Origin of the sequence: Collinsella sp. CLA-AA-H167 (assembly GCF_040095305.1) — a bacterium.
Classification (GTDB): domain Bacteria; phylum Actinomycetota; class Coriobacteriia; order Coriobacteriales; family Coriobacteriaceae; genus Collinsella.
Window position 1 is genome coordinate 18,719 of sequence record NZ_JBBNGA010000002.1, and the last position, 21,028, is coordinate 39,746.

Consider the following 21,028-nt stretch of genomic DNA (forward strand, 5'->3'; position numbering starts at 1 on the left):
CGTGCGGCGCACGAGGGATAAGGAGCAGCCATGTCCAACGCACCCACGCACTCTGTCCACAGCGCAATCGCAACAGGTCCGCTGCTCCTGCTCCTCTTCCTGCTTTTCGGCTGCCTGGCACCGGGAGCCGCATTTGCCGTCGATGGCTACGACCAGCTCGGCTTCCGCACTATTAGCGATGATTGTGGGCCCTTCTTTATCGGCAAGTATGAAGCTCAAGACGCCTCGATTGCCTACTGCATGAACCAGGAGCGCCCCGGCCCCACCAAGCCGGGCGGCCCATGGCTCAACTTTGATCAAGGCTGGGTGTGGCTCGACGACGAGTTCGCGGCAATCGTTTGTCACGGATATCCTACCGCCACGTCGTTTGGCGGTTACCATCTTTCACCCGATCGCGCCCGCGCCGCCACCCAGCTTGCCGTATGGATGCTCAACGGCACTACCCATGTCGACGGCACCTACTCCTACACGACCGCTCAGGGTAAAACCAAGAGCGGACACTTTACCGCCGACAATGAAGTCGTGGCGGCTGCGCGGTGGCTCCACGACAGCGCAAAATCAGGAAGCATCAAAGCCGCTCCGCACCGCGCGCGGCGCTATCTAGGAACCGTATCGGGCGGCAGCAGACGTCAAGACATGCTCTATGTACTGCCGGCGGTCTCTGTTTCCTTCCAAAAGCAGTCTGCAAACGCTGCCATTACCAGCGGAAACAATACTTATCAGTTTGACGGGGCAACATTCGATGTTTTTGAGAGCGCCAGCGGCGCGCGTGTCGGCACCGTCCAGATGGACAGCAACGGTCGAGCGCAGGCAACACTCCTACCCAACACGGCATACTACCTAGTTGAGACAACAGCGCCAGCTGGTTATATCCCCCGGCACGATCACATTGCCTTTACCACGACGGATAACGGCGGATACGTCACCATTGATGAACAACCCGGCACCATTACCTTGCGCATTGTAAAGCTCGACGCCGCAACGAATGCAGGCCCCCAAGTTGGGGCTTCGCTCGCAGGAGCAGAATTCGTGTGCGTATCGCAATCAACCCCTGGATGGACACAAACTCTCAGGACCGATGAAAGCGGTCGAGCTACCCTCACCGATGTCCCCCTGGGAACCTTTACCATCTATGAATCGAAGGCGCCCGAGGGCTATTTGCCCTCCGGTGACAGTTGGTCTTACACCGTTGGAGCCGACCAACTCGGCGATTCAGGCGTGGTCGAGATCGAATCTCGCGTTTCCGATATCCCCATTGCGTTTGACCTTGAGATTTCAAAATTCAAGGACTACGGCAATAGCGATCAATCCGGCCTGGAGCAGCCGGCAGGAGATGTTGTCTTTGAGGTTGTCAGTAACAGCTCTCAGCAGGTTGTTGGCACACTGACCACAAACATCTATGGCTTTGCCTCCACCAAAGATCAGCCCGAAGCATGGTTTGGCGCAGGCAAGCGACCCGCCGGTGTCCACGGAGCCATCCCATACGACCGCGCCGGCTACACGGTTCGTGAGGTTCCGGAAACCGTCCCAGAGGGTTTTAAACGTGCAGGGGAATGGACCGTCGAGGCCAATCAGATTTCCGACGGCGCCGAGCTTCAATATATCGTGGACAACCACGCTCTGTCGACGCATCTCCAGATTGTAAAACGCGATGCCCAAACAGGCGCTTCTGTTCCCCTAGCCGGATTCACCTTCCAACTCCTCGACAGCAATCACAAACCTGTCTCACAAACTTGCTGGCATCCAGCACATAACGTAATGGACACCTTTACGACTGACGCGACCGGGACCGTCACACTGCCCGAATCGCTCGTGCCGGGCACCTATTATGTACGCGAAACCTCGGCCAAAGAGCCCTATCTTGTCGGCAAAGAGATCGAGGTAAACATACCCGCCGACATGAACCTAACGCCCGTTGCAATCGCCTCGTATTATGACCACGCCGCGACCGGAAACATCAGGATCGTTAAAACCGATGTCGTAGACGGCAGCAGCCTCGCGGGCGCCATCTTTGAGATCCGTGCCTCGGGTGATATCGTGCGCCCCGACGGTAGCATTGCCGCGCTCGACGGTGAGACTGTCGCTACCGTCACGACGGATGAAACTGGAGAAGCACGCGCGGACGACCTCCCGCTGGGATCTGGCACCGCACGCTACGAGGTTGTCGAGACTCAAGCGCCGGCAGGCTTCTTACTCGACCGGACGCCCCATATCGTAGACCTCGCTTATGTCGACCAGAAAACACCCGTTGTAGAAGCACGGCTTAACGTATCCGACGATTACACCAAGGTTGATATCTCCAAGGTCGATGCAAGCGGAGAGCAGGAAGTGAAAGGCGCACAACTCACCTTATATGGTCCCGATAAAACCGAAATAGACTCCTGGACCTCATCCGACAAGCCGCACCGCGTCGAACATCTTGCACCCGGCACCTACTCGTTGCGCGAAATGATGTCTCCGCGGACCTATGACCTTGCCGAGGAGATAACGTTTGAAATAAAGGATACGGGAGAAGTCCAATCCGTCGCGATGAAGGATGCGCCCATCGAGATCAAAGGACAGGTCGACAAGCGTCAGGAGCTTGTCCAACCTATCGGGAAGGGTCTGCTGGCCAACGGCGATGGTAAAAATCGCGCCGCAACGCAAACCAATACGGACGGTCTTTTCTCCTATACCATCGACGCTCGAAACGATTCAGCTACCTGGGTTGATGAGTTTACGATTACCGATGATCTTGAGTGCGCCAAAGACGGCACGGCGAGATTCGTCTCAATCGAAACCCCCGTCGCCATCGGCGACCTCAACGGTCTGTGCAACGTGTGGTATCGCACGACGCCGTTGGACTCGACAGACGTCGATGAGCCGGCAAACGCGACGCTTGACGATGGGCACGAAAATCCTTGGCTTGAGTCTGACGAAGTAAAAGAGAGTCTGGGTGAAGATTGCCGCCTCGTCGATTACGACGGCTGGCACCTCTGGAAGGCGGATGTCTCGACCACGGAATCCGCCACACTCGAGGCGAAAGAACTCGACCTTGCATCCAATACCGTCGTAACGGGCATTCGCATTGAATACGGTGCGGTAGCCGCCGACTTTACGACTCGAAGCGATACGGATTCTTGGACCCGCAATGATCTCAAAGATGAGCACGACGACCTTGACGATGCCAAAGCAATCCTTGGCACAGATGCTCGGGGCGCAGTCGTGCACATGCAGGCAACGTCGGCTTACACACCCCAAACTGCACTCACCAACAGCGCACGCGTCGATCTTTGCCGCAACGGCGGCGGCGATAAACTTGAGTCACATGACGAGGACAGTGTCATTCAACGCTGTACCCTACCGCAGGACCTACCGGCAACAGGATCAGCCCCCATCGCCGCTTGCATCACCGCGCTCCTGACCTCGGGTGCCGCAGCCCTATGGTTCGCTCGCCTTAGGTCAATCCCAAAGAAGCGCTAGCGCGATGAAAAAGCGGGCGAGCCAGTCCCCCGGCTCGCCCGCTTTCAATCATTTAAATCGCCGTATCTACTCTGCAGACGAAGATCCACCATCAACGATTGCTTGCTCGGACTCAGGAATCCCATCGGCACCCGTGCTCTGTTCTTGCTCCACCTCTTCGCTGATTGCGGAGGCGGGGGTCGAGCCCTTCGCGCCCACGATGTAGGCAGCTCCAAACCCTAACGCAATGGCAATCAAGGTCAAAATCACGTAGACAGGCCAATGGCGCTTAATATACGAAAACACGTTGACTCCTTAGAGCTCCGTCTACGAACGGCGGATAACCTCGGTCACGACCTCGGATACCGTGGCAATGTTCGTCGGGTTGACATTGTGGGGCAGGTCGTCCTCGGTACGAGCACAAGCCAGGCGCGTGCCGTCCACGCCGGCGATGGTGAGGGCTCGGCGGCTCGCCTCGAGCGCGGCATAGGCATCGGTCTTGGCATAGGGCATCTCGAGCGCGCCGCAATCGACATGGAACGACTTGCACACCTTGCTGACCAGGTTCATGATGCGGCGATCGCCCTTGAGCAGCTGCTGTTCGCCCTCAACCGTCACCACCGAAAGCCTACCGGCGCCGACGGATTCAAGATTGATGAAGAATACGCCGCGGAGCTTATCGCGATGCGAAGCCAAGAAGGCCTTCATGCCGGCGCCATCACAATCCGAGGCGCCCGTTGCCACAAACCAGATATCGTGACCGAGCAGCTCATCGTCACCCATAGAGGCGACAGCCGAGAGCATATCTTCGGAAGAAGCGCCGTCGGAAGACGTAGCGCCGCCCTTCCAGCCATCGTTATCGTCCTCGAAATTATCCCACGAACCGATGCCGCGACCGGACTTCTTGGCATCGTAATCGTCTTCGACGCCCAGCCAGTCACTCATGCTGTCCTGTTCGTTTTTCTTTTTACGACCGAACAGGCCGCCCAGGCCGCGCTTGCGAGACTTGGGTGCCGCAGGGGCGGGAGCCGAAATGGTCTCGATCGGCTGTGCGCCCGACGCAACGGGCATAGGAGGCGCAACGGGTGCCGATGTGGGTTCGGGACCCTGGGCGGTAGCAAAGGGGTCGTTGACCTGTGCGGAGGGGTCGGGAAGGTCGAACAGCGACGTGCGAGACGCAACGTTTGTCTGCTTCATCGACGGCAGCGACGGATCGGGGACCGAAGCCAGCGGAGACGAGGAGGGTGCAGGCGACGGTGCCGACGCCGGATCGGGAACATTCATCTGCGGACGCGGCGATGCTTGGGAGGAAATCTGGGCCATAAGGGAATCGACCGTTTCGTCCTGGGTGGGAGCGACATTGGCAACCGTGGCACCGGAACCACTCGGGGTCGGCATGGTGAAAATCTGCGTGGAGTAAGGCCTCGACTCATCCGTCTCGGGAGTCTCGGAAACCGCAGGCACTTCCTCCTGCTCGACCTCGGTTGAATCACTTTGATCGGCTGCCGCGTATTGCTCTTCGTCACAGTTGACCTCGACGGGCTCGTGCCCGGCGACATCTTGGATTTCGGCAGCATCAATAGGCTCGTCATCGTCTACCGCGTCGCCCTGCTCATCGGAAACAGGAAGGGGCTCGGCAATCGCGGTGCCTTGCTTTTCAAACGTTATCGTGGAATCGAACTGCGCGGCATCAAACGACATGGTGCTATCGACATGCTGCTGAGCCTCGAAAGACGTCGTCGCCTCAGCAACATCCGCGGACGCCGGTTGCTGGGACTCAAAGGACGTCGTAGCTTCGGCAGCGTCGACGGGCACGGACTGCATAGCCTCGTTCTGCTCGAACTCTTGCGCCGCGCGCTCACGTGCCGCCTCGGCTGCCTGCTGCTGAGCGATAGCCTCCTGCTCGGCAGCCTCGCGTGCGGCAGCGCGCTTCTCCTCGAAATCGTCGACAAATTTCTTGCCCTTTGCAAGCGCACCCTTAAAGAAGTTGGAAGCACTGGTGCCAATCGAAGAGAACGCGGATGCAATATCGGCATGGGGCGTTGCCGCGGGAATCTCGGCCGAGAAATCAGTATCGCTCTCGTAAGACACGCGCCTCGGCTGTTCAACGTAATCGTCGTCAGACTCGTCCGCAACGTCTTGCGCCGGCGCGGCGGGGGCCAAAATGTCCAGTCCTGCCGCGGGATCGATCGCGGACACCGCCTCAAGCTCGGCAACGGCAGCGGTAACCGCGGCAGACTCATCATCCACGGTGACGGCGGGCGCAGGTGCAGTCACGACGGGGGCAGGCTCGGGCTCAAACGTCGGCTCCTCGCCCTCCTCGTAATCGAGCGTGCAGAACTCGGGAAGCATCCCGAGCGCACGGATGGCATCCGAACCAAAGCGGATGTTGCCGGCGGCATTGCGATAGAGCTTGGGCTCGGGCTCGGCCACGACAGGCTCCTCCGCCGGCTCGGCAGCGGAAACCTCGTCATTGAACTCTTCGGCCTGGACAGCCTGATTCTGATCCTCGGGCACAATGGCGCCAATCAGCGTCTCGTCGGCAGACGCACCCTCAAAGCCCTCGATCTGCTCGTCGAAATCCTCACCCTGTTCGGGCTCGGCCTGAGCGTCGGGAGCAATCGGCTGACCGAACTCATCCTCGGCGTAGGTAGGCTCTTCATACTCGATGGTGTTGCCGTAGTCGTTTTGCTGTTGGGCCGCGGCATACTCCGCTGCTGCGCGCGCCATCTCCTCGGCACGACGCTTCTGCTCCCCAAAATAGGTATCGAACGGAACATCGTCGGGAAACTCGTTTTCGCCCTGGAAGGGAGCAACGTTGTCCATAACGCCGAGCATAGCGGCGACAGAAGACTTGTTGCACACCGCGCCGGACGTATAGGGAAGAATGTAGCGGTTAGAAATGATGTTTGCCGCGTTGGCGAGCGCAACGAGGGAAGCGAGGATCGCGACAATCCACAGCAGAACCTTGAGCGCGCCGGGGAGCGGCAGGATACGCAAGATGGCAACGGCAGCAGGGGCAACCGTGGCAACGGGCAACAGCTTGGCGATGAGCGCACGATACGAAGCATAGGGCTCGCGGGCGAGCAACTCAGCACGGGGAGAGTCGTAGTGTGCGACAACGACCACCGGGCGGTTGCGCGGAGACGCGAGCGGGCCCGAGGCCTTGTGGTAGGCGATGACATTTTGGCTCACGCCCGTCTTGCCCAGGCGTGAAACCACGGGGTGGCCCGTGCGCTCGAGCACGTAAAGAACGGCGCCGACAATGGCCAGCAAGGTGCCGACCAAGCCGATGCCGCCGCCGATGCCCATCAGCAGGGCGCCGGCAAACGCAAGAATACCGGTAACGGCAAATGCCAACCTGCTGGGCGCCGGGGCATTGAACTCCTGAACCTCGGGATCAAAGCCGTGGTTGCGGAAGATCTGAGCGATATCCTCGGCAGCCAAGCGCTCTTCTTCGCTGCATGCCGGCGTAATGCCGGTGTTCTGCAGCAGGTGGTTAATATAGTTCTGGGTGTTCGCCATGTGCGCTCCACATCCATAATCCGACAAATAGGCCCAATGTATGCACATTAGAACCGTATATAGTCGAAAGTATACCCCGAGCGAGCACAAACGACCGAATTCGGGCCATCTTAACGCCCCGAGCGGACAAGGATATAGCCTAATCTCCATATCGGACTAAAATCATGGCAGCAAACCACCTTCTCATGCGAGGACTCTATGACGGCAAGCGACGCGACCGCGACAATTAAAAAGGGGAATTCGGAGCCCAGTTTCGATAAAACGGCTCAGCGCATCCTCAATCTTTTCTTTGTGCTCAACAGCTCCCCCGAACCGCTGACGACCGAGCAGATCGTCTTGGATTCTGACCTGGGATATGGCTCGGGCAATATCGACTCGGATAAGCGCAAGTTTCGGCGCGATCGTGACAAACTGCTCGAACGCGGCATCTTAATCAAGGAGGTTCGCCCCGCCGGCGCGCAGGAGACCGAGGAAAGCTCATGGACAATCGACCGCGAGCACACGTTTGCGGCAGGCGGCCTCATCACCGCAGACGACGCCGATATCCTGCTCAACGCTATCGACCAGACAATAGCGGCCGGCTCATCCACTTTTGCCGCGCCGCTTGCCGATATTCGTTCCAAGATTGCCTACCTCACCGGCATGTCGGCGGTAGACGAAGCACCGATCCGCCGCTCTCCCACCGTCGATGCGGTATGGAGCGCCTTTGCCGAGCGATGCGCGCTGCGATTTTTATATCAGAACGGACGCGGTGAGCAGAAAGAGCGTACCGTCTGCGTCTACGGCATGTTCGAGCGCGAGGGCGTTGCGTACTTCTGCGGCCTCGACAATGCCACCGACGACATCAGGACATTCCGCTGCGACCGTATCGTTCGCGCTTGGCGCCCCTCGAAGGCCTACGTTATCCCTGCGGACTTCAACCTCAGCGACTACCTGTTCTTTGAATTCGATTTTGCCGACCGCCCGCCCGTTGCGGCTACGTTCTCGTTCGCCCCGCAGACGCAGATCGATATGATCAACGGCCTCACGCGCGGGCGAGGTGAGCTCGCACACACCGATTCGGGATGGACTTGGACCGTTGACGTGCGCGATCTTGAAGCCGCCGCCTCATTTTGCATGGCCCACGCCATGGACGGCATGAGGCCCATGGCCCCCAAATCGCTCAAGCAGGCGTGGAACCACCTCATTGAAAGGACGGTGCACGAGCATGCCCGTGCGTAAACTCACCAGCGAGCAGAGGCTCTCGCGCGCCATCGACATCATGGAGGCCCTCTACGCCGCCGGCGAGAGCGGCATGACACGAACCGAGATTTGCAGTCGCTTTGACATCACGGGGGCGTCGCTCGACGAGATTCTCGAGATCGTCTCGACGCTCGCGGACCGAGAATCGGGTGCGCGTATCATCTGCGAATGCCACGGCGAGCGCGTGGTCCTCACCGGTGACGCCGGGCGTGTACTACCGCTGCGCCTGAGTGCCGCCGAGGGCGCTGTGCTCAACCACGAACTTGAATCGTTGGGGATCGAGCCCCAGGCGGCGGCTCGAATTCGACATGCTCTTCTACCCGAAGAGCTCGGCTATAACCAGCACGTCTTTGACACCGTCAACCACGGGTCGCACTGGCAGCAGCTGAGCTGCGCCATTCAGGACGGCGTTCGCTGTCGTATCTCGTATCGCTCGATGGACGATGCGCGGCCACGCGAGCGTCTGGTCGACCCCTTGCGCATTACAGCAAACGGCGACCAAACATATCTGATTGCCTGGGACATCGCGGTCGATGAGCAGCGCACCTATCGCATGGATAAAATCGAGGGACTCGCCTTGACGGAAGACTCCGTCGTGCCTCACGCACCGGACGTTGCATCCCTCCACGATTCCCTTGCCCGGACGCAGCGTAGCGCAAAGCTCTTGATGCCATTCGATATGGCGGAGCATCTGGACTGGGCCGGCATCACCCTCATCGAGCGCAGCGGGACAGACATGGCAACGGTAACCGTACATTACGGCTCCGAGCGTTGGTTGCTGAGCCAGATAATCGCAGCGGGCGGAGCCATCCGCATCTTGGATGACCCCGCCCTGTCAAAGCGTCTGTGCGATATGGCAAAAACCCTCTTCTGTCCGCTTTAGCGCCGCCGCTCGTGGCGTGCACGCCACAGCTGTAGATAGTGCCCGATCTGCGCCGATTCGATGCGCTGGTAGGAGCTCGTGGGCAGCGACGTTAAGAACTTCTTGCCATAGCCCTTCGTCACCAGGCGAGGATCCGCCAAGATCAGCACACCGCTATCGGTCGACGAGCGAATCAAACGCCCCGCGGCCTGCTTAACCTCGAGCACCGCCTCGGGCAGCGAATAGCGCGCCCATGCGCGGTCTTCGCGCAGGTTGCGCTCGCACGAGAGCGGGTCCGTGGGGCTCGAGAACGGCAACTTGGGAATGATGACGCAGCGCAGCGTCTCACCGCTGGCATCAAACCCCTCCCAGAAGGCCTTGAGCGCAAAAAGCGACGAGGTCGGTTCGTTGATAAACCGGTCGCGCAGGCGACGAGGAGATGAGTTGCGCTGCTGGCAGTTGAGCTCCAGACCCGCACGGGCCATCTTGGGCTCAACGCGGGCGTATAGGTCCTCCATGTCGCGCCGATTGGTGAACAACGTGAGCACCGATCCGCCCATAGCAAGATGGGCGTCGACCAGTACGCGGTCGAGCGCCGTAAGATAGCTCTCACGATCGCGCGGATCGGGGATATCGCCCGCAACGACTACAGCCATGTTCGAATCGAAGTCGTAGCTCGAATCCAAGTGCAGCGATGACGACGTTGAAGCACCGATGCGATCAAGGCCGACCGCATGGTTAAAGTGCTCAAAGCTTTTGGACACCGTCATGGTCGCCGAGGCAAAGATAGCCGTGTGAACCTCGGGTAGCCACTCGGTTGCCAAAGCCTCGCCAATGTCGATGCGCTCTGCGGTCATCGACTCTCCGCCGGCACGAAGTCTGCGATTGACCTGCAGCGAATACACGTAGTGTTCATCGGTGCCATCAATGATGAGTTTGAGGTTCTCGGCCAGCTCGTGCAGGCGGCGCGAGATATCACCCAGGTCGACAACAACCTCGGGCTTGTCGGCGGCGACGGCTTGCACCAGCGCGTCGACGCTCTTGTCAGCTTGTTCCAATGCGTCGATGCCAGTGTAGGCCGACTGTAAGAAATCATGCCAGTCGTCAGATTCGCGCAGCTCGGGGCCAATCCATAGATTGGCATTGTCATAACCCCCACGCGCACGGCGGCCGAGCTCGCGAACGCCATCGAACACGTCGGCGATTGCCATGCTCGCGCGCGCAACCGTCGACGTCGCCTTGGCAGTAAGGCCCAGATAGAGCGTAGAGCCCTCGGAGGTTGCCAAATCACGGGAAACCTGGCTTAGCGCGCCGGTGCTCGAGCCACCCAGACGCTCAAACAGAACGCGTGATTCGTCCGCCGACACCACGCGCGCCCACTGACGGCGCGCCTCGCGCTCGATGGAATGGGCCTCGTCGATTACCCAATGACGAATCGGAGGCAAAATCCTGCCCTCGGCCGCGACGCTGCGGAACAGCAGGGAATGGTTGGTGACCACCACATCGGCATGCGCCGCACGACGGCGAGCGCCGTGGACCAAACATTTATCAGGGAAAAACGGGCAGAGGCGACGAGCGCACTCGCGCGAGGCCGTCGTAAAGTCGGGACGGTTGACGCTGCGCCACCGAATGCCGAGCGAGTCGAGGTCGCCATCGGCTGATTGGCAGACGTACGCCATAATGACCGCGACCGCCGTGAGCGTGTCCGCCGGATCGCGCTTGGTGGTAATCTCGACCTGGCTGCGGCTCATGCGCTCTAGCTTGCGCAGGCACGGATAGTGGTCATAGCCCTTGAGCGCGCAAAATGACAGACCACCGTCCAGTTGCTCGGCAAGTTTTGGCAGCTCATGGTACATGAGCTGGTCGGCAAGATTGTTCGATTTGGTCGCAATACCAACCGTGATGTTGTTACGGCGCGCTGCCTCGGCAAAAGGTACCAGATAGGCCATCGATTTGCCGACGCCTGTGCCTGCCTCAATTACTCGATGAGTGCCCGTGACCAGCGCATCGCGGACCTCGAGCGCCATCGCGATCTGCTCATCACGCGGCTCGTAGGTGGGATACATGCGATTGACTAGGCCACCTGGCGCATAGTCTGCCTCAATCTCCTCACGACTCGGCATCTTGAGAACCGGCAGTTCATCGGCGTCCACCCGATCGTCGGCGCGATCGGCCTTGAGAACGTCAACACGAGCGGCGCTGAGAGAGAAGATAGAACCAGGGTTCTGCCCTGCCAAGAATGAGAAGATAGGACGATAGGACCAAGGCACGTCCGGATGCATGTCGGCTAGGCGCGCCATGAGGCCCTGGGGCAAGTCGGTGAGCGCCACGAGCAACACGCGCCATACGCCACACAGGGCGTCGACGTCGGCATTGGCACGGTGTGATACCGAGTCGCAGCCAAACAGATCGGCCATAAAAGACAGCTTGTGCGAGGCCAGGCGCGGAAGCGCGATGCGCGACAGCGCCAGCGAATCGATCCAAATATCGCTCACGTTGACGCCGCCTTTGACCGACTCGATAAACGAGCGGTCGAACGTGGCGTTGTGTGCGATCACCGGGCAGCCACCGACAAAATCGGCGAGAGCGGCGACGGCCTCAACCGCCGACGGGGCATCTGCCACATCGGCATTTGTAATGCTCGTGAGCTCGGTAATCTCGGCGGGAATCAGCTGTTTGGGATGCACGAAGGTATCGAAGCGGTCGATGACCTCGCGGCCCGAAAGACGGGCCGCCGAGATCTCGATCAGCTCGTTGTCCTGCACCGAAAGACCCGTGGTCTCGGTATCGAGGACAATCACATCTTCCTCGATAAGGCCGAAGGACTGCGTTTTGGCGCGGTCGGCAAGCGTGGCATAGGAGTCGATGACAAACTGCGGCGTTCCTGACGAAACCGCGTCCTCGATTAGCATGCAATGCCCGCTCGACGAAGGCCCATACGGATCAGGCTGTCACAGACCTGCGGGAACGTCATGTCGTCGGTGTGGCGGATCTCATCCGGATACAGCGACGTATCGGTCATGCCGGGAATGGTATTGGTCTCGAGGATAATGGGACCGTCTTCGCTCACAATAAAGTCGCTGCGCGAGATACCCAGGCAACCGAGGGCCTTGTGAGCGGCACAGGCAAGTTCCTGAGCGCGAGCGTAATTCTCGGGTGAAATCTGCGCCGGAATGCGATGGACATCCGTAGGGTCGACATACTTCACGTCCAGATCGTAGAACTCGCAGTCCTCGGGCTTACGAATCTCGACAATCGGCAGGGCGCGCACGTCATCTTCGCCGTATACGCCGACGGTGATCTCGGTACCCTCGATGCACTTCTCGACCAGCACTTTGTCGCCGTACTCAAACGCCTTGGCGATTGCCGCGGGCAGCTCGGAGGGCTCATGGACCAGGGAAATGCCATAGCTGGAACCGTTGACGGCCGGCTTCACAAAGCAGCGCTCGCCACAAACCTCGACGATATGATCGATATCGACTTCGTCGCCCACCTCGAGCGCAAGGCCGGGGGCAATGGGAATGCCCGCTTTGGCGTATAGGAGCTTAGAGACCTCCTTGTCGGCACCGCAGGCGCTGGCAAGTACGCCCGAGGCCGTGTAGGGGATACCCAGGGTCTCCATGGCACCCTGCATGGCGCCATCCTCACCGCCGGCGCCGTGCATGGCGATAAATGCCACATCGAATCCGCCGGTCGCCATGGTTACCATAAAGTCATCAGCGGCCGTGTCAAGCAGCTCCACCGAGGTGTAGCCGGCTTCCTTCAGCGCCACCACAACGTTCTTTCCCGAATCGAGCGAGATCTCGCGCTCGGCGGAATGACCGCCCGCCAAGACCGCTACGTGCATGTTCTCTAGGCTTTTACCCGGCATGGGCAGACTCCTCCTCTATAATTTCTGCAGCTGATACCATATTGTAGCGATACCCTCTACGTTTCCCCAAAATCGAAAGGCTTCCATGAATCCCAGGACTAAATCTCAGGACATTCGCGACTTGAGCCAAAACGATATTCGCGAGCTCGTGGCCGAACTTGGCCAGCCTGCCTTCCGCGCGAAGCAGCTCATCGAATGGGTCTTTGAGAAGAACGTTTGTTCGTTTGACGATATGACCAACCTCCCCAAGGCTTTCCGTGAGCAGCTTAAAGAGGCTTTTGCCTTTGATACGCCGACTGAACTCACCAAGCAGGTTTCCAAAGATGGCTCGCGCAAGTATCTGCTCGAGTACCACGATGGCATTTCCGTCGAGACTGTTGGCATGCCACGTCGTAACAAGCTTTCCGTCTGCGTTTCCACCCAGGCAGGCTGCGGCATGGGCTGTGCCTTTTGCGCTACCGGTCTCAACGGCCTCAAGCGCTCTCTGACCGCTCAAGAGATCGTCGACCAGGTGCTTCATGTATCCAACGACTTTAGCGAGCGTGCCACAAGCGTTGTCTTCATGGGCCAGGGCGAGCCGTTTGCCAACTACGACGAGGTTCTCAAGGCACTGCGTATCCTCAACGACCCCGATGGCATCGGTATCGGCGCTCGTCACCTCACCGTCTCTACCAGCGGCGTTATTCCCGGTATTCGCAAATTTGCCGATATCCCCGAGCAGTTCACGCTTGCCGTTTCCCTGCATTCCGCCATCCAGTCGACGCGCAATAAGCTCATGCCCGGTGTTAAGAAATACACGCTGCTTCGCCTTCACGAAGCGCTTCAGCTCTACACCGAGAAGACTGGCCGCCGCCCGACCTATGAGTATGCCATGATCGAAGGCGTCAACGATACGAATCCCGAGATGCAGGCACTCTGCGACTTCTGCGAGGGAACGCTGTGCCACGTTAACCTGATTCAACTTAACGACATCGAGGGCAGTCCGCTCAAGCCGTCGCCGATTCATAAGGTTGAGGATCTTCAGCGTCGTCTTGAGTCCCGTGGCATCGAGACCACGATTCGTAACTCCCGTGGTAACGATATTGACGCCGCTTGCGGACAGCTGAAACAGCGCTTCAAAGTTCAGAAGAACGCATAGGGGAGTCGCACTCCAAAACGTTTCATGTGAAACATCGGACGGCCCCTGTTGCAGGATATGCAACAGGGGCCGTTTCATTTATTGACCTCAATTTTGGACCGCTGCTAGCTTCCCCATTGTTTACGGACAAAATAAGCGGCCCTTGTCTCATGAATCAGACAAGGGCCGCTCAAAATATGCAGGGTAATTGTTAGGTACCTAATAGCCTACATTTTCCCATTGGTTGCTAACCCAACCTTGATTAATCTTAGGATTTTTTGTTACCTGAGCAGTGCGCATGGCAACATCTTCTGTCATAACATCCATTTTCTTCTTGGAAGAATCGACAATATCTTGCGCACCACGAAGCAAACGACCCCGAAGTTCATCGTCTGTCGCGATCTTATAGCCAGCAAAGGCACCAGCCGCGACAGTCGTCGCCAATGCAATCGCAGCTATAATCTTATTCCTCATCTTGGCCCCCTTGATCAAACTGAATCATTTCACCAAGAATACGAGAAAGCTCTTCTTCGTCTTTAAACTCAATTTCAATCTTATTCTTTCCACGCGAGCTCTTCACACACACGTTGGTATTAAATACCTGGCGAAGCACACGGGCAGCCTTTTTAAAAGACTGAGGCGTTGCAGGCCTCGGCGTCTTAGGCGTCTCTCCGGCAGAAAACAATGGAGCAAGATTTTCTGTCGCTCTTACGGAAAGGCCCTCTGCAACAACCTTTTCTGCAAGTCGAATTCGAGCATCCTCATAGGGAACTGCAAGAATCGCACGTGCATGACCAGCAGTAAGTTTACCCTCAAAAATCATCTGCTGAACTACTTCGGGGAGATCAAGAAGGCGCAACGAATTTGTAATTGCAGAGCGTGATTTGCTTACTGCCTTCGACAATGCCTCCTGGGTCATACCGCTGGCATCAATGAGCTGGCGATAGCCCTTAGCCTCTTCGACGGGATTCAGATCAGAACGCTGAAGGTTTTCGATAAGAGCAAGAGCCAGCATCTCTTCATCATTAACATCTTTAATGATGACAGGCAGTTCCTCAAGACCAGCAAGCTTTGACGCCTGGTAACGACGCTCACCAGCGATGATCTCATAGCCGTTTCCATGCTTGCGAACCAAGAGCGGCTGCAAAACGCCATGCTCTTGGATTGACTCGCTCAACTCGCGAAGTTCAGTTTCATTAAAATGAATTCGCGGTTGATTAGGGTTGGGAACGATATCCTCAATAGGTAGTTTTGTTACAGATGCGGCATTTGAAGCAGATACAGCAGAACCACCGGTCTCATACTCGGCCTCTGAGACCAAAGCATTGAGTCCACGTCCCAATCCGCCACGTTTCTTTACACTAGGCACGCTTGATCACCTCTTTTGCAAGGTTCATATACGCTTTTGCACCCTTATTTTGAGGTGCATAGGTAATTACCGGTTCTCCAAAAGACGGAGCTTCGGAGATTTTAACCGTACGGGGGATTAGCGTCTTAAATGCCTTATCACCAAAGTATGATTGAACCTCCTCAACAACCTGATTCGATAGAGAAGTACGCGAGTCATACATGGTCATAAGCACACCATAGGTGTCTAAGCCCTTGTTCAGACGTGATTTGACCATCTTCATTGACTCTAGCAGCTTCGTAACGCCCTCGAGTGCGTAGTACTCGCACTGGATCGGAATCAAAACGCTGTCTGCTGCGGTCAAGGCATTGATAGTAAGCAGGCCGAGCGAAGGAGGACAGTCAATGAAAATAAAATCGAACTCGTCCTGAATCGGCTCAAGCAAATCTTTGAGGCGGGTTTCACGAGCAATTGCGCTTACGAGCTCAATTTCGGCACCTGCAAGCTGAATCGTAGCTGGAATTACGAATACCTTTTTGCAATTTGTATCAAGAACAAGCGATTCTGCCGGCACATCATTCAACAATGCATCATAGATGCAGCGATCAAGGTCTTCTTTTTCAATTCCAAATCCACTGGTGCTGTTTCCCTGCGGATCAAAATCGACAATCAGTGTCTTACGACCCTGCTCACCCAGTGCTGCTGCAAGGTTCACAGCCGTCGTTGACTTACCGACGCCGCCTTTTTGATTGATGATTGCAATGATACGCGTGTCTTTTGCGCTCTTAGAACGCTTAACGTCGCGAAATCCCACGGTCCCTCCTGGTGTGTATTAAAGCTGTCAAACGGAGGATGTTTCACGTGAAACATTCCGATTCGATATCAACCGCCATGTTTCACGTGAAACACTGCAAGTTGTTAGTATCCATTATGTTTCACGTGAAACATCTAGGCAAGCGGATTCTTCTTTGCCATGCCATTTGCACGAGGCAATGAAACGGATGCCGGATGACTCTTTTTAAGAACAATGAACTCCCTGTGGCCCAAGCCCTCAGGCAAATCGATTGCGTCATTCAGAAGCAAAGTGAAGCCGCAAATCTTAGCTGCTGACATGCCGGAAGCAAGCTCCTCATCCGAAGGATTACCCTTGGTGATAACAAATAGCCCTCCGTCTTTGAGGAACGGAGCAGCATACTCAACAAGAATCGGTAGAGGGGCAAGTGCACGGGCGGTTACGACAGAAAACTGCTTCTTATGGCTTCGAGCATATTCTTCAAGGCGATCATGAACCGCATGAGCATGTTTCAATCCAAGAACATCAACAAAAGAATTGACAGCATCAACCTTCTTACCAACAGAGTCAATATAAGTAGCTTTACGATGCATGGTTATGGTTAACGGAATACCAGGGAAGCCCGCACCTGTTCCCATATCGAGCAAAGCTCCCTCAGGAGCCTTATTGATATAGGGGAGCAAAACAAGTGAGTCGAGGATATGAAGCACCGCAGCATCTTCTATGTTAAGAATACGGGTGAGATTGGTTGTCTTATTTGTTTCCAGAACCAAATCCAAATGTTGAATACATTTCCTCAGCTCAGTATCAGTTACGCTCAAGGAATACTCTTTGCAATAGGAAGTTAGACGACTCAACATCTCGTCAGCCTGCTGATCAGTAAGTACTAACAACGAAAGCTCCTTTCTGACAAAAATCAGTGTATCGAGAACTTTTGACAAAAAAAGGGGACGTGGAAACCACGTCCCCTTAGCATAAGCTCGAGTAGATTATCGAGCAACAATCACCACATGGCGATCGGGGTCAGAACCCTCAGAATGAGTATCGACGGCGTCATTGCCACGAAGTGCAATGTGAACCAGTCGGCGCTCGTAGGCATTCATGGGCGGAAGCGAAACACTCTTATGAGTGCGGATGGCACGCTCGGCAGCAGACTGAGCCATGGAGGCAACCTTGTCCTGACGGCGGCTCTTGTATCCCTCGACGTCCACTACAACCGGATACCTAAAGCCGAGCTTGCGGCTCACCAGCAATGAGAACATAACCTGAAGGGCATCAAGGGTGCGACCATGACGGCCAATGAGAACAGCAAGGTCGGGAGCCGTTACATCCAGAATCAGCTCACCCTCGTCGCCCTCATACTCATCGATAGGAGAGTTGGCGGCATCGAAGTGCGAAAGGATGGAACGCAGGATGGAAATCGCGACATCGGCAATGGTGTCGAGCTCCTCGTCGGTCAGCTCTTCACCAGCCTTGTAGCGCTGTGCAATCTCGGGATAATCGCCCGCGACCTGCGAGGCAACCTCCTCAAGCATATCCTCGATGATCTCTTCAGACATAACGTACTCCAAAAGTTAGGTACCTAAATAAGATTGATATCCTGCTACTTCTTCTTGTGCGGGCGCGGCTTCTTCTCGCGACGAGTGACCTCAACCTGCAGCGGCGCGTTCTTAAGGCGCTCCTCCTCATCGGCCTTCGCCTTGTCGATGACCTTCTGCGTCACAAAAATCTGCTGGATAACCTGCCAAGCAGACGAGACGTCGTAGTACAGCAGAACACCAACGGGAAGGCTCCAGCCCATCCAAAGCATCATGACCGTCATGACAACGGCCATCATACGCATGCTCTGAGCCTGCTGGCCGGTCTGGTTGCGCGACATATAGAGCTGCGGAATCAGGGTCAGGACAGCGAACAGGATCAGGCAGACCAGCGCAGGCAGCGCGACCATAAAGCCATCGGCAAAGGAGGCACTCGGCGTGGTGGTCAGGTCGGGCAGAATATTAAAGAACGAGAACGTGCCGTCGTTAAAGTAGTCCGGCAGGTTACGCAGCAGCGTAAAGAGGGCGAACAGGACAGGCATCTGAATCAACAGCGGCAGACAACCAGCCATCGGGTTGAACTTGTTCTCGCTGTAGAACTTCTGCATCTCCTCGGCCTGACGCTGGGGATCGTCGGCATAGCGCTCCTGGATCTCGAGCATCTTGGGCTGCAGCACCTGCATGCGTGCCGTCGACTTAGTCGACTTGAGCATAAGCGGCGTCAGCAGCAGACGGATGATGACCACCAGGATGATGATGGACAGGCCCCAGTCGACCGCAAAGGTCTGGATGAGCTTGAGCAGCTCGAAAAGGATGTTAACGATCCAATCCCACATGTAAGTTTTCCTCCGATAGCGAGTGCCCGCTAGGGCACAGGGTCATAACCGCCGACGTGCAGGGGATTGCAGCGAGCGATGCGCCTCACGGCAAGCCAGCAGCCTCTCAAAACACCGTACTTCTCAATCGCCTGGACGGCGTATTGCGAGCACGTTGGGTAATAAATGCAGGCGTCAGGCAATAAGGGCGAAATAACCTGTTGATATATGCGAATAGGAGCGATGGCAACACGTCGCAAAACGTGATTGCTCATCGCTCCTCCCCGGCAACGCCGGCGCGTTTCATAAGCGAACGCAATGCATTGTCCATCTCCCGCGGCGAGGAAACCCTCGTCTTGGGAGTTGCGAACAAGATGATGTCATAACCCGCAACGGGAAATCCACAGCTGCGGGCGGCCTCGCGCATCACACGCTTAGAACGGTTGCGCACGACAGCACAACCGAGCCGTTTAGCACCAACGAAGGCGACCCTTCCGGAGTCGCCTTCGCCAACCGATTCACATATGGTCATTCGAATCAGAGGGTGATTGAAACGACGCCCCTGACTGAACACATGCTCGAAATCTTGCCGAGACTTAATAGTCTTCATGCGAGATGTGTGTATCGCTGCTAGACAGTGAGACGCTTGCGGCCCTTGGCGCGACGACGGGCGAGCACGGCACGACCACCCTTAGTGGCCATACGGGCACGGAAGCCATGGGTCTTGGCACGCTTACGCTTATTAGGCTGATACGTACGCTTCATCTTAAGTTCCTCCTGCTGCATTTCGAGTGTCCGCGGGGGCGCGGACGCAGATATAGACACGTGAGCTTGAAGATTGTAGGGAAATCAATGTTCAAATGTCAAGAAATCAAAGGTAAAAGGTTGCGCAGTTCACACGGTTCCCCCATAAGCCGAGCTCGATTTAGCAGTGCATGGCAACTTTTCACGATATTTCATCGAGTTTTCAACAGGTCATGTTGGCAATGTTGAGAACTTTTCGTCCGTTTTCCAAAGTTTTCAACAGGTTTTGAAAAGTTGTCGAAAGATGAGAAACATTGCACGGTGAGCTACTATTTGTTCGAAACCTTTTGAAAGATTGCGAGCGGCATGTCTGACGACTTTTACACCATGGTCGATTCCGGAGACCCGGCACCCGACAACGAGCACATCACCGGCGTGCGCGAAGAGCGTAAGGAAGGCGAGCAGACGACCACGCAGGCGCCAAAAGCCATGTACGCCGCGCGCATCGCCGTCTATGACGATATGCTATCGACACCGCGTGTGATCGTCATTGATCCGCAAGATGTCCGCACGTATTTGGAAGAGACGACCAACACCGTCTACCAGTGCATGAAAGAACAAGGTGGCCATATCTCGCTCATGGTCATCCGCGAGATTGTCGAAAACTTTATCCACGCGCACTTTGCCGAGCCCATCATCTCGATTCTGGACGGCGGAGACACCATCCGCTTTGCTGACCAAGGACCCGGCATCGACGACAAGGAGCGTGCTTTCGACTTTGGCGTTACCAGCGCAAACAGCAAGATGAAGCGCTATATCCGTGGAACCGGAGCAGGGTTTCCCATGGTGCAGGAGTATTTGGAAAACGCCGGCGGGGCCGTGTCCATCGAGGACAACATGGGCAACGGCACCGTGGTTACGGTAAGCCTGGACCCTAAACGCGTGCAGGAAATCGAACGCGCCGGCGGGCGCGGTGCTGCCGTGCGGCCCGAGACGGAGCAGCCCGCATATCCCCTGCCGGGAGCTTTTGCGCAGCAGCCCATGGCAACGCAACAGATGCAGCCCCGCGTGGGACAGATGCAGCAGCCCGGAATGCTTCCTACACAAGAGCCCCAGGCGGCGTCGATGTCGATGCCCCCAAACGTGCCAGAGGCCATGCCGCTGGCGGATCAGGATACAGCAGCAATGCAGCAGGCGACGGGGGCGCCGGGTGGCCAGCAAATGGGCTATCAGCCGTACCAACAGGGATATCCATATCAGCAGATGCCGCCACTGGGGTATGGCCAGCAGTTCCCGCAGCAGTACCAGCAGGGATATCAGCAACCGTACCAGCAGATGCCGCAGCAGCAGTACAACCCCTGGGCCCAGCAGATGCCTCCGCAGCCTTACCAACAGTGGCCTCAAAGTTTTCAACAGCAAATGCCGCCGATGCAGAGTTCTCAACAACCAGCAGCTCAAATGATGTATCCTAATGCAGCAAATCAGTATGCGCAGCCACAACCGGACGTGTTCGTAAGCGATCGCGGCAACGCCGCGCTGGGCTATCTGGCGCAAAATCAAGCGTGCGGTGCTACCGATCTGGCGAGGGCGTTTGGAAACTCGGCCCCCACTTGGTCACGCACGCTCAATGACTTGGCGCAGGCCGGCTTGGTCATCAAGCATGGCCAGAAATACCATCTGACCGAACTCGGCGCCGCTCGCGTGCGAGCTCAGAGCTAAAGAACGGGAGAGA

Annotated in this window: 18 protein-coding genes; 5 read left to right on the forward strand and 13 right to left on the reverse strand. The window is 56.8% G+C overall.

The features are described from left to right. Nucleotides 1–30: 30 nt before the first annotated feature. Nucleotides 31–3,462 (forward strand): SpaA isopeptide-forming pilin-related protein, encoded by a 3,432-nt coding sequence (locus AAAT03_RS02245; RefSeq protein ID WP_349102504.1) that lies wholly within the window; start codon nucleotides 31–33, stop codon nucleotides 3,460–3,462. A 66-nt stretch (nucleotides 3,463–3,528) separates the two neighbouring features. Here the strand turns inward: AAAT03_RS02245 and AAAT03_RS02250 are convergent, their stop codons facing one another. Both AAAT03_RS02250 and AAAT03_RS02255 read right to left on the reverse strand, forming a co-directional pair. Then, nucleotides 3,529–3,747, reverse strand: coding sequence for a hypothetical protein (locus tag AAAT03_RS02250; RefSeq protein ID WP_022094153.1), 219 nt, complete (start codon nucleotides 3,745–3,747; stop codon nucleotides 3,529–3,531). A gap of 21 nt (nucleotides 3,748–3,768) precedes the next feature. Continuing rightward, nucleotides 3,769–6,966: a hypothetical protein gene (locus AAAT03_RS02255; protein ID WP_349102505.1), complete on the reverse strand. Its 3,198-nt coding sequence runs from the start codon at nucleotides 6,964–6,966 to the stop codon at nucleotides 3,769–3,771. A gap of 198 nt (nucleotides 6,967–7,164) precedes the next feature. Between AAAT03_RS02255 and AAAT03_RS02260 the strand changes: the two genes are divergently transcribed. Together AAAT03_RS02260 and AAAT03_RS02265 are read left to right on the forward strand one after the other, a co-directional pair. Then, complete coding sequence (locus tag AAAT03_RS02260) at nucleotides 7,165–8,187, forward strand: WYL domain-containing protein (protein ID WP_117776720.1); 1,023 nt, start codon at nucleotides 7,165–7,167, stop codon at nucleotides 8,185–8,187. After that, nucleotides 8,174–9,091: a WYL domain-containing protein gene (locus AAAT03_RS02265; protein WP_253057054.1), complete on the forward strand. Its 918-nt coding sequence runs from the start codon at nucleotides 8,174–8,176 to the stop codon at nucleotides 9,089–9,091. Before AAAT03_RS02260 ends, AAAT03_RS02265 begins: the two co-directional genes overlap by 14 nt. Here AAAT03_RS02265 and AAAT03_RS02270 read toward each other — a convergent pair. Together AAAT03_RS02270 and AAAT03_RS02275 are read right to left on the reverse strand one after the other, a co-directional pair. Further along, a complete protein-coding gene (locus AAAT03_RS02270) occupies nucleotides 9,088–11,982 on the reverse strand; it encodes a helicase C-terminal domain-containing protein (RefSeq protein ID WP_349102506.1) in 2,895 nt (964 codons plus the stop codon). The genes AAAT03_RS02265 and AAAT03_RS02270 overlap by 4 nt on opposite strands. Further along, nucleotides 11,976–12,941, reverse strand: a complete 966-nt coding sequence (locus AAAT03_RS02275) for a D-alanine--D-alanine ligase (RefSeq protein WP_349102507.1) — start codon at nucleotides 12,939–12,941, stop codon at nucleotides 11,976–11,978. Before AAAT03_RS02275 ends, AAAT03_RS02270 begins: the two co-directional genes overlap by 7 nt. 85 nt (nucleotides 12,942–13,026) lie before the next feature. On the opposite strand from AAAT03_RS02275, the gene rlmN reads away from it, so the two are divergent. Further along, nucleotides 13,027–14,079, forward strand: coding sequence for a 23S rRNA (adenine(2503)-C(2))-methyltransferase RlmN (gene rlmN / locus AAAT03_RS02280; protein ID WP_118094008.1), 1,053 nt, complete (start codon nucleotides 13,027–13,029; stop codon nucleotides 14,077–14,079). 198 nt (nucleotides 14,080–14,277) lie between these two features. On the opposite strand, the gene AAAT03_RS02285 is transcribed toward rlmN, so the two are convergent. From AAAT03_RS02285 to rpmH, 9 genes are all read right to left on the reverse strand, one after another. After that, nucleotides 14,278–14,532 carry a hypothetical protein gene (locus AAAT03_RS02285; protein ID WP_349102508.1) on the reverse strand — a complete coding sequence of 85 codons (255 nt, stop codon included), beginning with the start codon at nucleotides 14,530–14,532 and terminating at the stop codon, nucleotides 14,278–14,280. Further along, entirely contained in the window at nucleotides 14,522–15,427 is a 906-nt protein-coding gene (locus AAAT03_RS02290; protein WP_349102509.1) for a ParB/RepB/Spo0J family partition protein, read from the reverse strand. The genes AAAT03_RS02285 and AAAT03_RS02290 overlap by 11 nt, the downstream gene beginning before the upstream one ends. Then, nucleotides 15,420–16,220, reverse strand: coding sequence for an AAA family ATPase (locus AAAT03_RS02295; RefSeq protein WP_117584022.1), 801 nt, complete (start codon nucleotides 16,218–16,220; stop codon nucleotides 15,420–15,422). Before AAAT03_RS02295 ends, AAAT03_RS02290 begins: the two co-directional genes overlap by 8 nt. A 134-nt stretch (nucleotides 16,221–16,354) precedes the next feature. Further along, on the reverse strand, nucleotides 16,355–17,020 hold the full coding sequence (rsmG, locus tag AAAT03_RS02300) for a 16S rRNA (guanine(527)-N(7))-methyltransferase RsmG (protein WP_233547406.1): 666 nt from the start codon (nucleotides 17,018–17,020) through the stop codon (nucleotides 16,355–16,357). Between the two features lie 168 nt (nucleotides 17,021–17,188). Continuing rightward, nucleotides 17,189–17,758: a R3H domain-containing nucleic acid-binding protein gene (locus tag AAAT03_RS02305; protein ID WP_349102510.1), complete on the reverse strand. Its 570-nt coding sequence runs from the start codon at nucleotides 17,756–17,758 to the stop codon at nucleotides 17,189–17,191. 44 nt (nucleotides 17,759–17,802) lie between these two features. Then, nucleotides 17,803–18,573, reverse strand: a complete 771-nt coding sequence (locus AAAT03_RS02310; RefSeq protein ID WP_055251326.1) for a YidC/Oxa1 family membrane protein insertase — start codon at nucleotides 18,571–18,573, stop codon at nucleotides 17,803–17,805. Between the two features lie 29 nt (nucleotides 18,574–18,602). Then, the gene (gene yidD / locus AAAT03_RS02315) at nucleotides 18,603–18,827 is read right to left on the reverse strand and encodes a membrane protein insertion efficiency factor YidD (RefSeq protein WP_022093804.1); all 225 of its coding nucleotides are present in this window, start codon (nucleotides 18,825–18,827) and stop codon (nucleotides 18,603–18,605) included. Next, nucleotides 18,824–19,162 (reverse strand): ribonuclease P protein component, encoded by a 339-nt coding sequence (gene rnpA, locus AAAT03_RS02320; protein WP_349102511.1) that lies wholly within the window; start codon nucleotides 19,160–19,162, stop codon nucleotides 18,824–18,826. Before rnpA ends, yidD begins: the two co-directional genes overlap by 4 nt. 20 nt (nucleotides 19,163–19,182) lie before the next feature. Then, nucleotides 19,183–19,317, reverse strand: a complete 135-nt coding sequence (gene rpmH / locus AAAT03_RS02325) for a 50S ribosomal protein L34 (RefSeq protein ID WP_019127408.1) — start codon at nucleotides 19,315–19,317, stop codon at nucleotides 19,183–19,185. 345 nt (nucleotides 19,318–19,662) lie between these two features. On the opposite strand from rpmH, the gene AAAT03_RS02330 reads away from it, so the two are divergent. Next, nucleotides 19,663–21,015 (forward strand): ATP-binding protein, encoded by a 1,353-nt coding sequence (locus AAAT03_RS02330; protein WP_349102512.1) that lies wholly within the window; start codon nucleotides 19,663–19,665, stop codon nucleotides 21,013–21,015. The last annotated feature ends 13 nt before the right edge of the window (nucleotides 21,016–21,028 follow it).